Origin of the sequence: Streptomyces sp. NBRC 110035 (genome assembly GCF_000829695.1) — a bacterium.
GTDB lineage: Bacteria > Actinomycetota > Actinomycetes > Streptomycetales > Streptomycetaceae > Streptomyces.
The window spans coordinates 75,904-90,763 of the sequence record NZ_BBNN01000030.1 but is presented as its reverse complement, the minus strand read 5'-3'; the positions used below and the strand labels follow the sequence as shown (position 1 = coordinate 90,763).

At 71.5% G+C, this 14,860-nt stretch carries 10 protein-coding genes and 1 pseudogene; 1 reads left to right on the top strand and 10 read right to left on the bottom strand.

Annotated elements, in window-relative coordinates; genetic code table 11:
• Nucleotides 1–112: 112 nt before the first annotated feature.
• The 9 genes and pseudogenes from TU30_RS20440 to TU30_RS20405 all read right to left on the bottom strand — a co-directional run bounded on the left by TU30_RS20440 (nucleotide 113) and on the right by TU30_RS20405 (nucleotide 10,460).
• Nucleotides 113–2,224: a CDP-glycerol glycerophosphotransferase family protein gene (locus TU30_RS20440; RefSeq protein ID WP_234307923.1), complete on the bottom strand. Its 2,112-nt coding sequence runs from the start codon at nucleotides 2,222–2,224 to the stop codon at nucleotides 113–115.
• Between the two features lie 153 nt (nucleotides 2,225–2,377).
• Nucleotides 2,378–3,874 (bottom strand): bifunctional cytidylyltransferase/SDR family oxidoreductase, encoded by a 1,497-nt coding sequence (locus TU30_RS20435; RefSeq protein WP_042172009.1) that lies wholly within the window; start codon nucleotides 3,872–3,874, stop codon nucleotides 2,378–2,380.
• Nucleotides 3,875–4,098: 224 nt separating this feature from the next.
• Nucleotides 4,099–5,295 (bottom strand): hypothetical protein, encoded by a 1,197-nt coding sequence (locus tag TU30_RS20430; RefSeq protein ID WP_042172245.1) that lies wholly within the window; start codon nucleotides 5,293–5,295, stop codon nucleotides 4,099–4,101.
• An 84-nt stretch (nucleotides 5,296–5,379) separates the two neighbouring features.
• Nucleotides 5,380–5,828 (bottom strand): annotated as a pseudogene (locus tag TU30_RS34335) (PhoD-like phosphatase N-terminal domain-containing protein); the annotation flags it as partial.
• 232 nt (nucleotides 5,829–6,060) lie between these two features.
• Nucleotides 6,061–7,509, bottom strand: coding sequence for a GTPase ObgE (gene obgE, locus TU30_RS20425; RefSeq protein ID WP_042172006.1), 1,449 nt, complete (start codon nucleotides 7,507–7,509; stop codon nucleotides 6,061–6,063).
• A gap of 116 nt (nucleotides 7,510–7,625) precedes the next feature.
• The gene (rpmA, locus tag TU30_RS20420; RefSeq protein WP_042172004.1) at nucleotides 7,626–7,880 is read right to left on the bottom strand and encodes a 50S ribosomal protein L27; all 255 of its coding nucleotides are present in this window, start codon (nucleotides 7,878–7,880) and stop codon (nucleotides 7,626–7,628) included.
• Between the two features lie 14 nt (nucleotides 7,881–7,894).
• Nucleotides 7,895–8,215: a 50S ribosomal protein L21 gene (gene rplU, locus TU30_RS20415; protein WP_042172001.1), complete on the bottom strand. Its 321-nt coding sequence runs from the start codon at nucleotides 8,213–8,215 to the stop codon at nucleotides 7,895–7,897.
• Nucleotides 8,216–8,461: 246 nt separating this feature from the next.
• A complete protein-coding gene (locus tag TU30_RS20410) occupies nucleotides 8,462–8,848 on the bottom strand; it encodes an ankyrin repeat domain-containing protein (protein WP_042172000.1) in 387 nt (128 codons plus the stop codon).
• 148 nt (nucleotides 8,849–8,996) lie between these two features.
• The gene (locus tag TU30_RS20405; protein ID WP_042171999.1) at nucleotides 8,997–10,460 is read right to left on the bottom strand and encodes a catalase; all 1,464 of its coding nucleotides are present in this window, start codon (nucleotides 10,458–10,460) and stop codon (nucleotides 8,997–8,999) included.
• A gap of 191 nt (nucleotides 10,461–10,651) precedes the next feature.
• Between TU30_RS20405 and TU30_RS20400 the strand changes: the two genes are divergently transcribed.
• On the top strand, nucleotides 10,652–11,065 hold the full coding sequence (locus TU30_RS20400; protein ID WP_042171996.1) for a Fur family transcriptional regulator: 414 nt from the start codon (nucleotides 10,652–10,654) through the stop codon (nucleotides 11,063–11,065).
• A 126-nt stretch (nucleotides 11,066–11,191) separates the two neighbouring features.
• Here the strand turns inward: TU30_RS20400 and TU30_RS20395 are convergent.
• Nucleotides 11,192–14,860 (bottom strand): Rne/Rng family ribonuclease (locus TU30_RS20395; protein WP_063837646.1); only part of this gene is annotated, 3,669 nt, incomplete at its 5' end.

The window sequence follows — 14,860 nt, the reverse complement described above, 5'->3', positions numbered from 1 at the left end:
GAAGAACCTGTCGGTGGTCGCGGACACGACAGGGCTCGGCCCCCGAGGAGTTGCTCCTCGGGGGCCGAGCCCTGTCAGGTGTCCGGAGAGGGGTCCGGGTGTCCGGATCCGGTCAGTTCACCCCGGTGCCGTCCGGCTCGCCGGTGACGGACGCCGGCTGTGCGGGCAGCGCGTCCGCCGGCTCCACGTCCGGGCCGCCGACCGTGACACGGGACTCCTGGCCGAGGTTGCGCGTCTCGGCCTTCCGGGCGAGCTGTGCGACCGCCGCGTTGAACTGGTCGATGGACGTCGGCTCGTCCGGTCCCAGCAGGTAGCGCTTGAGTTCGCCCCGCTCCCCGGCCAGGGGGTCGGCCTCCGGGCTGCGGACCGCCTCGAGCAGTTCGGCCAGCCCGGCCGCGTCGTTGGACAGGATCACCGCGGCGCGCACCGCCGTGTTCTGCCGCTTGAACTCCTCCACGCCCAGCCCGGCCGAGTCGGTGACCGCGTACGGCTTGCCGCTGGCGATGAAGTCGGAGACGACGCTGGAGATGTCGGAGACCATCGCGTCGGACACGTTGAAGCAGTCGTACAGGCGCGGCTCGGCGCCCGTGATGACACGGTGCTCCCAGTCGGGGAAGGAGCTCCAGTAGGCGGTGTTCCACTCGGCGCGCAGCCGGGCGGTCTCCTCGTGCAGGGCCACGTCGATGACGCCGTCGCGGCTGGCCTCGGCCTCGTCGCCCTTGTGGGCGGAGCCGGTCAATTCGGCCAGCCGGGCCTCGATACGGGCCAGTTCGCCCCGCGCCCGGTCCTGTGCCGCCGTGTCGACGGTGAAACGGGGGTCGGCGGCGCGCTCGGCGGCGGCCTCCTCGATCAGCGCGGTGATCCGCTCGTGGGCGGCCTTGGCCTGCGCGCTGCGGGTGCCGGTGAAGGGGTGCGGCTTGTAGAGGACACGGACCGCGGGGTCGGCCGTGATCAGCCGCTTCACGATGTTCTCGCCGGCCAGCAGCAGCGAGGTGTTGCCCGGGTTGTCGTCCCAGCCCTCCCAGGTGGGGGCGTACAGAACCGTCGGGCGGTGTCCCTCCGCGGAGCCCGTGGCCTGCCGGGTCCCGATGGGGGCCAGCTGCGGGCGGCCGACCTCGACGATGTCGTCGTCACGGACGCCGACGTCGGCGATGGCGTAGCGGTCGCGGCCCGCGCGGCCGGCCGTCCACACCTCGTCGTAGACCTTGCTGAACGGGTTGACGCTGGCGAGCTTGTCGCTGTCGCCGTGGCCGATGAAGACGTGCTTCATGGTGGGTACGCGCAGCAGGTGGATGTTCTTGCCGACGTTCGCCGCGTACAGCGCGACCCGCACCGTGGACAGGTCCAGGTTCATCAGGTGCACCCCTCCGGGCACGCAGACGACCGGGGCCGTGGTGGGGGCCAGGTTGTTCAGTATGACCCGCTCGCGCAGGACGACCAGCGGCCGCGTGTCCAGCTGCTCCATGGTCTCCAGCCACATGTTGACCTGGTACGCGGAGTCCTTGGAGCCGGAGAAGTACAGCACGGTCTGCGGCCGGTACTCGCGCAGCCAGTCGTCGACCGCCGCCAGGACCTGGTCGGCCTTCGGCGGTATCCGCCGGCCGCGTACGTAGGGCACCAGGACCAGCACGTACCCGAGGCCCAGGGCGACCGTGATGCCGATGCCGGCGAACCCGACGGCGGCCGAGTCGAGGGCCGCGGCGAGGAGTATGCCGACGACCGCCGCCAGGTCGAGGTGGAGCATCTTCTCCGCGGCGCGGTTCATCAGCGCGCGCGGCGGCGCGTCGGGAATGCGGACGCGGGACGCCAGGTCCACGTTGCGGGTGGCCACCGGCATGCGCCGGCGGTTGCGGATCAGCGTGGTCAGCGCGCCGTGCGGGGCCTGGAGGCCGTAGAACGCGATGAAGCAGGCGATCGCCCCGTAGTAGATCAGGTTGTCCGCCAGGGACAACCGGGCCAGCAGCAGGATCAGCAGCAGCTGCCGGATCAGGAAGCGGATCGACAGGCCCGCCCGCACCTTGCTGAGGCGGTTGACCAGGTAGCTGCCCCTGCGGTGCAGATAGTGGTCCGCCAGGTACGTCACGGCGGCCGCTGCCGCGAAGGCGGGGACGCTCGGGACGAGCGCGGCCAGCATGAGGCAGGGGAAGCCCAGCACCATGAGGGCCGCCGCGGCCAGCTCGGCCGCGCTGCCCACCCGGGCGACGCGAATAGCGGTGGATATCAACGGAGAAACCTGCTCTTGGAGGGTGAGTGCCGGTTTGTGCCTGTTGGTAATTCGTGAGCGACGGATTCAGGCCCCCGCGAGCACCCGCGCAGGAACTGCGTGAACGGGAGGCCGCAGAGGCCTGAATTACCGGAGTCTATTTGCCGTCGATTATTACACGCCGTCCTGACGGTCCAGCACCGACGCCAGCGCCTGCTCGAAACCGCTGGCACGGGCGGCGCCTGCCGTCGGGTCCTGCTGGCGCACGTCGATGACATGGCCGGTGAGCTCGGAGAGCAGCACGTCCAGGGAGGTACGGGCCACCGCCTCGGAGGACAGCAGGCTGCCCGCCGGCTCCTGGCCGAAGGCCTTGGTCCGCATCGGCGTGGCGGTGCGCTCCGGGTTGACGCAGTTGACGCGGACGCCCTCGCCGGCCCACTCGTCGGCCAGGGCCTGGGTGAGGTTGACCATCGCGGCCTTGGTCGAGGAGTAGAGGCTGTACTCGGCGCGCCCCCGGGTGTAGCTGCTGGAGGTGTAGAGCAGCAGCTGGCCCCTGCTCTCGGCGAGGTACTTGTACGCCGACCGTGCGATCTGCACGGGTGCCAGGTAGTTGACCTTCAGCGCCTCCTCGATGGTGGCGTTGTCGGTCTCGGCCAGCTTCCCGATGCGCAGCACACCGGCCGTGTTGACGACGTAGTCGATGCGGCCGGTCTCGGCGTACGCCTTGGACAGCGCGTCGTCGACCTCCTCCGGGTTCTCCACGTGGGTGCCGGTGGTGGAGCGGCCGAGCGCGTACACGGTGGCGCCGTAGGACTCGGCGAGCCCGCAGATGTCCTTGCCGATGCCGTACGAACCGCCGAAGACGACGACCGTCTTGCCGGTGAGCAGCTCGCGGTAGGCGTCCTCCCCCATCTGCTCGGGGGTGGCGGTGGAGGCGAGCTGGAACAGCTTGTCGGCGATGAAGACGTCGACCGGCTGGGTGACCTTCATGTTGTACTCGTCGCCCGCGACGACGTGGATCGGCACGTCGGGCAGGTACTTGAGCACGACCGAGCAGTCGTCCGTGGCCTGGAAGTTGGGGTCGTCGGCGGCGACCTCGTAGGCACGGCGGATCGTGGACAGCTTGAACGCCTGCGGGGTCTGCCCGCGGCGCAGCCGGGAGCGGTCCGGGATCTCGGTGATGAACTCGCCGTCCTCGCCGTGCGTCCGCGTGACGATGATGGTGTCGGCGGACGGGATGGCCACGTCGACGGCCTGGTAGCGCTCCAGGGCGCTCACGCAGTCGTCGATGACACGCTGCGACAGCAGGGGGCGGACGGCGTCGTGGAAGAGGACGTTGCGGTCCTCGCCCTCGGCCAGGCCCTCGCCGAGGGCCGAGATGGCCCGCTCGGTGGTCTCGTTCCGCGTCGAGCCGCCCTCGATGACGCGGGTGACCTTCGTGAAGCCGGCCCTGGCGACGATCTTCTCGACGTCGGGCACATAGCCCGGCGCCATCAGCACGATGATGTCGTCGATCGAGTCGGTGTTCTCGAAGGTGGTCAGGGTGTGCTCGATGACTGCCTTGCCGGCGATCTTCAGCAGCTGCTTGGGGATCGAAAGACCCACCCGCTGGCCGGTGCCACCGGCCAGGATCACTGCGGTGGTACGGGGCTTGGCTACATGCTGGGACACAAGTGACCTACCTTGGGGCGACAGGGAACTTCGAAATGGTCCCACTTGTGGTTACCGCAGTGCAAGGTGAGCGACCTCTGCCGCATATGTGCACGCAACCTGTCATTCACCTGGGGCTCCCGGTACCGGACTGCGGTTTCCGGGACGCCCCCCGAATTGCTGTGAGTGACCCCACAGGAGTCACGCCCTCACCGTTCGTGACGGACGGGACACCTCCGGCGCGTTCAGCGCAGGCGCAGTCGCTTCAGGCAGCGGTGACCGAGGACCTTCACGAGTTCCTTCGACGGTGTCCGGTGGACACTACGCCCCTTGCCGGCGCCGTTCGCCCCGTCGGCGCCGTTCGTCGCGGCGACCGTGGCCAGCACCCCGAACAGGGCCTGCGCGGCCACTTCGGGAGCGAGCCGCGGCTCACCCGCCGGCCCCGCGGACTCCGGTACGCGGGACAGCGGTTCCAGGTCGCCGAGGACCCGCACGCCCATGCCTCCGATCCGCGCGGCCGCCTCGGCGCCGATCCCGGCGGCGGCCTCCAGGGCCCATTGCGGGGTACGGATCTTCACGTCCTGCGGAGTGGGACTGCACGAGTTCTTCATATGTGCGATGGCGCCGTGCCGCACGAGCCTCGAATACAGCTCTTCCGGAAGCTCGTTGCCGCGGAATTCTTTATTAAGATTCCGCAGCATTTCGGTCTCGGCGAGGGTGAGGGAGCGGTTCGCGGTCTCCGGAACCGGCCTGAGCAGTCCCTCGGGGAGTCCGAGCAGCGTCTCGAAGGTGCGCATCAGCGCGTCCCGGTCGCGGTCGTCGACCACCACGACGGTCACCCGGTCCGGCCCGGTCGCCCCGGCCCACCGCTCGACCAGCCGGTCGTGCCGGTGCCGGCGCCAGAAGCTGGGAGTGGGGTTGCCGTACGGGGGCCGGCGGAGCATGTGCTCCAGCCACTGCTCGTAGTCCATGCGCAGCCCGTTCTGCACGTACTGCTGCCACTGCGAGGGCATGATCCGCACCAGGGGACGCAGGGTGACCAGGACGTGCACCCGGTCGCCGCCGAGCTGCTCGACGATCCGGGCGACGGCCGTCTCCTCCTCGGCGTCCGCGAAGAACTCGCTGCTGATCACGGAGGTGCGCTCCCCGGTGGCCCGCACCTGGTCCAGCAGCCGCTGCCAGTGGCGCTCGGTGGGGGCCGTGTCCCCCATCATCGCGGGCCGGGCACAGGCGGCGAGGACGGCCTCGATCGGGTGCCGGCTGTGCGCCGGGAAGTCGACGCCGTGCCGCGCCATCTCCTCCTTCGCGGCGAACAGCGCGCCCTGGACGGCGGTGGTGCCGGTCTTGTGCGGGCCTATGTGCAGCAGGCGGGTGCCGGCGGGCAGCGGGGGGACGGCGGCGCCGACGACCGGGTGTTCTTCTCGCGTACGTTCCGTGTCCATGTCGAGGCATGGTAGGGCAGTTCGCTGAGGATGCCGTGAGACTTGCTGAGGATGCCATGAGAGGAGCCCGGAACCCGCTGGGCTGCCGGTGCGGGAGAGCTGTCCGTCGGCACGGAAGCGGTACCAGTACCGGGTGTCCGGGCGCAGCCCGCGTACGTCGACGTGGACGCTGTGCCCATGGGCGGGCCGGGCCTCTGCCGTGCCCCGGCGGACGATCCACCTGAACCGGGGGTCCTGGGCGATCCGCCGCTCGACGGGGACCGCGCGGTCCGGCATGCCGCCACCGTTCAGGGGGGCGGGGGCCAGCCGGGTCCACAGCACGATGCCGTCGGGATGGGGGCCCCACGCCTTCAAGGCAGTGGGGGAGGGTCACCGGAGGCGACTCCCAGGCTGAACACCCCGTCTGGCAACGGTTTCCGCTCCGCCGCGCGAGCGGTGGCCGGCAGCCGCAGCTGGGTGAAGGCTGTGGCGCCGAGCACGGCGGCGCCGGCGGTCAGAACACGGCGGCGGTCGGGCGGTACTGCTCCGGACATGAGCGGACTCCCCTGCCTCGCATGCGTCTTGGACGCTGGGAAGCCCTCGCTCCGGATGGTCCGCGCACTGAACCCGGAAGGGCACGTGCATGACAAGCAGACGGACAAGAGGAAACCCGCCCCGGCACGGGAACGTCCCGTTGCCCGGGCGGGTCCTCGAGGTGAGCATCGGGCGACGGCCGGGAATCCCGCCGCCGGAGCGGCCCCTTGTCCCCTGCCGGCCCTGCGGACCCTACGACTTGTCGCGGAACGGGTCGAAGTCGTCGTACGCCTGCTCGGCCTCGTCCCGTTCGGCCTGCCGGTCGCGGCGGCGCTGGGCGGCCGGGCGGGGCTCCTCGAAACGGTGGTCCTCGCCGCGCCGGCCGAGCATCTCCGCACCGGCGGTCACCGTCGGCTCCCAGTCGAAGACGACCGCGTTGTCCTCGGGACCGATGGCGACACCGTCGCCGGACCGGGCGCCGGCCTTCATCAGCGCCGCCTCCACACCGACCCGGTTGAGCCGGTCGGCGAGGTAGCCGACGGCCTCGTCGTTGTTGAAGTCGGTCTGGCGGACCCAGCGTTCGGGCTTCTCGCCGCGCACCCGGAACAGGCCCTCGTCCTCGCGGGTGACGGTGAACCCGGCGTCGTCCACGGCCTTCGGCCGGATGACGATGCGTGTGGACTCCTCCTTCGGGCGGGCGGCCCGCGCCTCGGCCACCAGCTGGGCCAGCGCGAACGACAGCTCCCGCAGCCCGAGGTGGGCGACGGCGGACACCGCGAAGACGCGGTAGCCGCGTGCCTCCAGATCGGGGCGCACCATCTCGGCGAGGTCCCTGCCGTCCGGCACGTCGGTCTTGTTGAGGACGACGACCCGGGGACGGTTGTCGAGACCGCCGTACTGCCGCAGCTCCTCCTCGATGATGTCGAGGTCGGAGACGGGGTCGCGGTCGGACTCCAGCGTCGCCGTGTCCAGCACGTGCACGAGCACGCTGCACCGCTCCACGTGCCGCAGGAACTCGAGCCCGAGGCCCTTGCCCTGGCTGGCGCCCGGGATGAGCCCCGGCACGTCGGCGATGGTGTAGACGGTCGAACCGGCGGTGACGACACCCAGGTTGGGCACGAGGGTGGTGAACGGATAGTCGGCGATCTTGGGCTTGGCGGCGGAGAGCACGGAGATCAGCGAGGACTTGCCCGCGCTCGGATAACCGACCAGCGCCACGTCGGCGACGGTCTTCAGCTCCAGGCCGATGTCCCGCAGGTCCCCCGGCTCACCGAGGAGCGCGAACCCGGGCGCCTTGCGCCGCGCGGAGGCGAGGGCGGCGTTCCCGAGCCCGCCCCGGCCGCCCTGGGCGGCGATGTACGAGGTCCCGTGCCCCACCAGGTCGGCGAGCACGTTGCCCGCCTTGTCCAGGACGACGGTCCCGTCCGGCACCGGCAGGACCAGGTCCTGGCCGTCCTTGCCGCTGCGGTTGCCGCCCTCGCCGGGCTTGCCGTTGGTGGCCTTGCGGTGCGGGGAGTGGTGGTAGTCGAGCAGCGTGGTCACGGACTGGTCGACGGTGAGGATCACGTCACCGCCCCGCCCGCCGTTCCCGCCGTCGGGTCCGCCCAGCGGCTTGAACTTCTCACGGTGGACGGAGGCACAGCCGTGACCTCCGCTACCCGCGGCGACATGCAGCTCGACGCGGTCCACGAAGGTGGTCATGTGGGTGCCTCCAGAGACAGTGCGGTGTACGTACGTACGTGTTTCCTGGTTAACACGCGAAAGGCGGACCCGCCTTCCCACCAGGGAAGTGAGGTCCGCCTCGCGAAAGCCTCCGGTCAGGCGACCGGAACGATGTTCACGACCTTGCGGCCACGGTGGGTGCCGAACTGCACCGAACCGGCAGCCAGCGCGAACAGCGTGTCGTCGCCACCACGGCCGACGCCGGCGCCCGGGTGGAAGTGGGTGCCACGCTGGCGGACGAGGATCTCACCCGCGTTGACGACCTGACCGCCGAAGCGCTTCACGCCGAGCCGCTGGGCATTGGAGTCGCGACCGTTCCGGGTGGACGATGCGCCCTTCTTGTGTGCCATCTCTCCTCAGTCCCTTACTTCGCAGCCGTGGGGATCTCAGTGACCTTGATCGCCGTGTACTGCTGGCGGTGGCCCTGACGACGGCGGTAGCCGGTCTTGTTCTTGTAGCGCAGAATGTCGATCTTCTGGCCCTTGTGGTGGTCCACGACCTCGGCCTGGACCTTGACGCCGCCCAGCACCCACGGGTCGCTGGTCACGGAGTCGCCGTCGACGAGGAGCAGGGTCGAGAGCTCGACCGTGTCGCCGACCTTGGCGGTGGAAATCTTGTCAACCTCAACGATGTCGCCGACAGCAACCTTGTGCTGGCGACCACCGCTGCGCACGATGGCGTACACGCGGATCTCTCTCTCACTCGAAGAACGGCACCCCCGCAGGCCAGCCGCCCGACCGTACAGACACGCGGGCAACCTCTCCCGAGCCAGTCCATGCACCCGGGAGGAAGAGGTTTACGGGAATGTGGCGGTCCCGATGGACACGCCGACGGTCAAGGTTACGGGGACGCGACCTGACCGGTCAAACCGGGCCCGGACCGAGCGGTCACGGTGACGGTGGCCGGCCGCGTGCGCGCGGGCCCCGGTGGATCAGCGCGCGAGCAGGTGGGCGCGGCCGAACATGGACGCCGCGGCCCGCGCGGTCGGCGTGCCGGAGTCCAGGTCCGCACCGGCCTCCCGCAGCACCTCGACCACCTCGTCCGCGCCCTTGAACAGGGCGCCGGCGAGGGGGGCCTGGTCCCGGGCGTTGCGCAGGTCCGGGTCGGCGCCGAGCCGGATCAGGGCCCGCACGGTGTCGGCATGACCGTGATAGGCGGCGAGCATGAGCAGGGTGTTGCCGTCCGCGTCGGCCGTGTCCACCGGCAGCCCGTGCTCCACGAACCCCACCAGTTCCTCGGTGTCGCCCTCCCGGGCCAGTTCCATGGCGATGGCCATGACGCGTTCCGTCTGCTCAGGAGTCAGACCGTCACTGCTCATGCGCACCTCTCCTGATCGAGCGGTTCCGCCGGCCGTGCCCGTGGGGCCGGCCGTCGGGCGGTGGCTGTGCCCGCCCCGGCGTGGGCCGCGGAGCGGCGGCCCACGCCGGGCACGGTGCGGGGCGCGGAGCGCGCCCCGCGGACGGGGCTCAGAGGCTGCCGGCGGCCAGGGCCTCGATCGCCTTGCGGACGCCTTCACCGTAGGCCGGGTCGGCCTGGGTGCAGTTGGCGATGTGCCGCTCGACGGTCTGCTGCGACGCGCCGTTGATGGCGCGCGCCGTGTTGGCGAAGAGAACCTGCTGCTGCTCGGGGCTCATCAGGCGGAACAGGTTGCCGGGCTGCTCGAAGTAGTTGTCGTCGTCCTCCCGGAAGTTGAACCGGTCGGCGACGGCGCCCACGGCCTGGCTCGGCTCGCGGTAGGCCGGCTGCTCCGGCCAGCGTCCGTACGAGTTGGGCTCGATGCCCGGGGTGGCTCCCTGGTTGCCGTCGACCCGCATGGCGCCGTCGCGGTGGTAGGTGTTCACCGGGTTCTTCGCGGCGTTGACGGGGATCTGGTGGTGGTTCACGCCGAGGCGGTAGCGCTGGGCGTCACCGTAGGAGAAGAGCCGGCCCTGCAGCATCTTGTCGGGCGAGTAGCTGATGCCCGGAACCACGTTCGCCGGGGTGAAGGCGGCCTGCTCGACGTCCGCGAAGTAGTTCTCGGGGTTGCGGTTGAGCTCCCACTCGCCGACCTCGATCAGCGGGTAGTCCTTCTTCGACCAGACCTTGGTGAGGTCGAAGGGGTGGAAGCGGTAGTTCTCCGCGTCGGCCTCCGGCATGACCTGAATGAACAGCTTCCACTTCGGGAAGTCGCCGTTCTCGATCGCGTCGAAGAGGTCGCGCTGGTGGGACTCGCGGTCCTTGCCGACGAGGGCCTCGGCCTCGGCGTCGGTGAGGTTCTTGATGCCCTGCTGGGTGCGGTGGTGGAACTTGACCCAGAACCGCTCGCCCTCGGCGTTGACCAGGCTGTAGGTGTGCGAGCCGAAGCCGTGCATGTGCCGGTACGAGGCGGGGATGCCGCGGTCGGACATCACGATCGTGATCTGGTGCAGGGCCTCGGGGAGGTTGGTCCAGAAGTCCCAGTTGTTCTCGGCGTCGCGGAGGTTGGTGCGCGGGTCGCGCTTCACCGCGCGGTTGAGGTCCGGGAACTTCAGCGGGTCGCGGAAGAAGAAGACCGGGGTGTTGTTCCCGACCAGGTCCCAGTTGCCCTCGTCCGTGTAGAACTTCAGGGCGAAGCCACGAATGTCGCGCTCGGCGTCGGCCGCGCCGCGCTCACCCGCGACGGTGGAGAACCGGACGAACAGGTCGGTCTTCTTGCCGATCTCGGAGAAGATCTTGGCGCTCGTGTACCGCGTGATGTCGTGGGTCACCGTGAAGGTGCCGAACGCGCCCGAACCCTTGGCGTGCATCCGGCGCTCCGGGATGACCTCACGGTCGAAGTGCGCGAGCTTCTCCAGGAACCAGACGTCCTGCAGGAGCATCGGACCGCGCGGACCGGCCGTCAGGGAGTTCTGGTTGTCGGCAACCGGCGCGCCGGCAGCCGTGGTCAACGGCTTCTGGTTGTTCTCGGTCAAAGCTCGCTCCTCGGTGAGTGGTTCTTCGCTGGGGATCAAGGCCTGCGGTCCTGGCCGTCCGAGTGTCCGCGCAAGCCGCTCCGCGGCCCGCACCGGCACATACCCTACGTTGGACAAGATCTAAGTCAAGGCGGCTTTCAGAACCATACCTGTTCTTGAGATGGGTTCCACCGCTGGTTAGGGTGAGGTGTATGAGTGATCTCTTGAGGAGACTTCGGGAACGCGGCTGGCGCCTGACCGCGCAGCGACGCGTGGTCGCCGAGGTACTCGGCGGAGACCACGTCCACCTGACCGCCGACGAGGTGCACGCGCGCGCCACGGAGCGGCTGCCCGAGATCTCCCGGGCCACGGTCTACAACACCCTGGGCGAACTGGTGGCCCTGGGCGAGCTCACCGAGGTCTCGACCGACCACCGCGCCACGCGCTACGACCCGAACGCGCACCGTCCCCACCACCACCTGCTCTGCGACCGCTGCGGAACGATCCGCGACGTGCACCCGGCGGGCGACGCCCTCTCGGCCCTCCCCGAGTCGGAACGCTTCGGGTACACGGTCTCCGACGTCGAGCTGACATACCGCGGCACCTGTCCGAACTGCGCGGCGTGACGCCGGGGCCGGGCCGGCGTCCGAGGTCCGGCGCGAGGGACGCGGGGCACACGCGTGGAGGCGCGGACACCGGCGCCCGCCGGTGTCCGCGCCTCCACGCGTGCCGCCCTGCCGGGCGGGTCCCGGTCAGTCCTCCGTCGACGCCGTGACCGAGGGCGACGGCTGCTGGGCCGCTGCCGCGGTCTTCTTGGCCGTCGTCTTCTTGGCCGTCGTCTTCTTGGCCGTCGTCTTCTTCGTCGCCGCCTTCTTGGCCGTCGTCTTCTTCGTGGCGGCCTTCTTCGCCGTGGCCTTCTTCGCCGTCGTCTTCTTGGCCGTCGTCTTCTTCGTGGCGGCCTTCTTCGCCGTGGCCTTCTTCGCCGCCGCGCGGGCGGTCCTCCCGGCCGGAACGGTCTCGTCGGCGGCTTCCCCGGCGGCTTCCGCGTCGGTGGTGACCGCTGCCGCCTCGTCCACCGGGGCCGCCTCGTCCGCCGTGGCCGACGGGACGACCACGACGGCCGCCTCCTCGGACGCGGTGGACACGGTCGGCTTGCGCACCGCGCGGCGGCGCGGGCGCGGCGGCGCGGCGGTTTCGGCCGCCGCCTCGGGCACCTGGGCCGACGGCTGCTCGGCCGCCGGCCCGGAGGCCTGCTCCGGCGCCGGCCCGGACTCCGACGGGGCCGCCGTGGGCGCGGTCTCCGCGACCGTCACCACCGCGGCCTCGGCACCCGCCGGGGAACCGGCCGGCGCGGACACCTTGCGGGTGGCCCGACGACGCGTACGGCCCTTGGGCGCGGCCTCCTCGGCGACCGGCGCCTCGGCCGGCGCCTCGACGACCGGGTCCTCGGCGGCGGCCGGTGCGGCGTACGCCTCGGCGGCCGGCTCCGGCTGCACCGGACGCGCGGCCTCCTGCGCGGCCGTCGTGTCCTGAGCCGTCGGCGCCTGGTCCACAAGCTCCTCGGCGGTGGCCGCGCCCGTGGTCCCGACGGCGGCCGGCTCGCGACGGCGCTCCTCACGCCTCGGCGCGCCCGCCGGGGCCGAGGCCCTCCGGCTCGCCCGGCGGCGGCCGCGTCCGCGGGTGGCCGCGGCCTCCGCCTCGGCGGCGCTGCTGTACAGCTCCTCGTCGGGGACGTACTCGGGCGCCGGGAGCGCGACCGGCTCGGCCGCCTCGGCGGCGACCTCGGCCTCCGACTCCTCCTCCGCCTCCTGCTCCGCCGTCGTGACGACGTCGGCCTCGTGGGTGTGCTCCCCGGCCCCGGCCCGCGCCCGCTTCCTGCGCTTGCCGCCGCCTCCGGTGGAGGTGGGCTGGTCCAGGTGGACGAGGACACCGCGTCCGTTGCAGTGGACGCAGGTCTCCGAGAACGACTCCAGCAGACCCTGGCCGACCCGCTTGCGGGTCATCTGCACCAGGCCCAGCGAGGTCACCTCGGCGACCTGGTGCTTCGTACGGTCCCGGCCCAGGCACTCGAGCAGGCGCCGCAGCACCAGGTCCCGGTTGGACTCCAGGACCATGTCGATGAAGTCGATGACGATGATGCCGCCGAGGTCGCGCAGCCGCAGCTGGCGCACGATCTCCTCGGCCGCCTCCAGGTTGTTCCTGGTGACCGTCTCCTCGAGGTTGCCGCCCTGACCGGTGAACTTGCCGGTGTTGACGTCGACGACGACCATCGCCTCGGTCCGGTCGATCACCAGCGAACCGCCACTGGGCAGCCAGACCTTGCGGTCGAGCGCCTTGGCGAGCTGCTCGTCGATCCGGTACGTGGCGAAGACGTCGACCTCGCTGGTCCACTTCTGCAGCCGGTCGGCCAGGTCGGGCGCGACGTGCGCGACGTACCCGTGGACGGTCTCCCAGGCCTCGTCGCCACTGACGACGACCTTGGTGAAGTCCTCGTTGAAGATGTCCCGCACGACCCGGACGGTCATGTCCGGCTCGCCGTACAGCAGCGTCGGCGCGTTCGAGCTGCCGCCGCCCCTGGACTTCTTCTTGATCTCCTCCCACTGCGCCTGCAGCCGCTCGACGTCACGGCGCAGCTCGTCCTCGCTCGCGCCCTCGGCGGCGGTGCGCACGATGACGCCCGCGTCCTCGGGAACGACCTTCTTGAGGATGGTCTTCAGCCGGGCCCGCTCGGTGTCGGGCAGCTTGCGGCTGATGCCGGTCATCGAGCCCTCGGGGACGTACACGAGGTAACGGCCCGGGAGGGAGACCTGGCTGGTCAGACGGGCGCCCTTGTGTCCGATCGGGTCCTTCGTCACCTGCGCGAGGACCGACTGGCCCGACTTCAGCGCGGCCTCGATCCGGCGGGGGCCGTTGGCCATGCCCAGCGCCTCGAAGTTGACCTCGCCGGCGTAGAGCACGGCGTTGCGGCCCTTGCCGATGTCGATGAAGGCGGCCTCCATCGACGGCAGCACGTTCTGCACCTTGCCGAGGTACACGTTGCCGACGTACGAGGTGGCCTGCTCCTTGTTGACGTAGTGCTCGACGAGCACGCCGTCCTCCAGGACGCCGATCTGCGTGCGGTCGCCGTACTGCCGGACCACCATGACGCGCTCGACGGCCTCGCGGCGGGCCAGGAACTCGGCCTCGGTGATGATCGGGACGCGCCGGCGGCCCTGCTCACGGCCTTCCCGGCGGCGCTGCTTCTTCGCCTCCAGGCGGGTGGAGCCCTTGATGGACTGCACCTCGTCCGACGGCCCGGAGGCCTTGCGCGGCTCGCGGACCTCGCGGACCTTGACGACGGTGCGCTCGGGGTCGTCGGTGGAGGCCTCGGCCTCGCTGCCGCCGTCCCCGGCCCGGCGGCGCCTGCGACGACGGCGCCGGCTGCTGCTGGAGCCGCCCGCGGCGCCCGAGTCGTCACGGTCCTCGGCCTGCCCATCGGTGTCCTCCGCGTCGTCGGCGGACTCGTCGGCGGTGTCCTCGGCGTCCTGCTCGGCGTCGGCCCCGGGCTCGTCGGCATCGGCGTCGGCATCCGCGGACTCGCCGCGCCTGCGGCGACGGCCGCCCCGGCGGCGGCGACGACGGGAACCGGCGCCCTCGTTCTCGTCCTGGTCGTCGTCCGCGTGGTCCTCGGCCTGCTCGTCCGCGTCCGCGTCCTCGGCCGCCTCCTCGTCGGTGCGGGCGTCGGGGGCGGGCTCGGTACGGGTGCTGCCGGCTCCGGCGGAAGCGGCCTGTGCGGCCGGTGCCGCGTCGGTCTCGTCCGCGGCTCCCCGGCGACGGCGGCGGCGCCGGGGAGCGGGCTGCTCCTCCGAAAGCGCCTCGGTCGCCTCGGTCGCCTCGGGCTCCACCGGGCCGACGGCCTCGGCGGCCGCTTCTGCGGCGGCCCGCTCCGGGGTCTGGAACTGGGGCTCGGTGAACACCGGAGCCCGGAAGACGGCGACCTCGGGGCGCGCGGGACGCTTCGACGGCTCGGTCTCGGCGCTCCCGGCGGACCCTGCGGCGGGCCGGGCGGGCTCGGCGAATCCGGCGGCGGCCTTGCGGACCGCACGGCGCCGACGGCGCGGAGCGGTGTCGTCCGCGGCGGGCGCCTCGGGGGTCCCGGACGTCGTGGGGGTCTCTCCGGTGGTGTCGGTCACGGGGGTCTTCGCCTCCTCGGCGGGGGAGGCGGCGGTCTCGGCGGACGGAGCGGACGGGCCGTCCTGCGCCGTCTCGGCGGTCGCGGGGGCGGAGGCACGACGCGAGGCACGACGCCGGGTACGACGGGGAGCCGCGTCGTCCTCGACGTCGGCGTCCGGGGCGGCGGTGTCCGTGAGGGGGGCCTCCTCGGCGTCCGAGGTGCCGGCGGCCGGCGGAGCGTCCGCGTCCACGGCGCTCTCCGCAGGCGC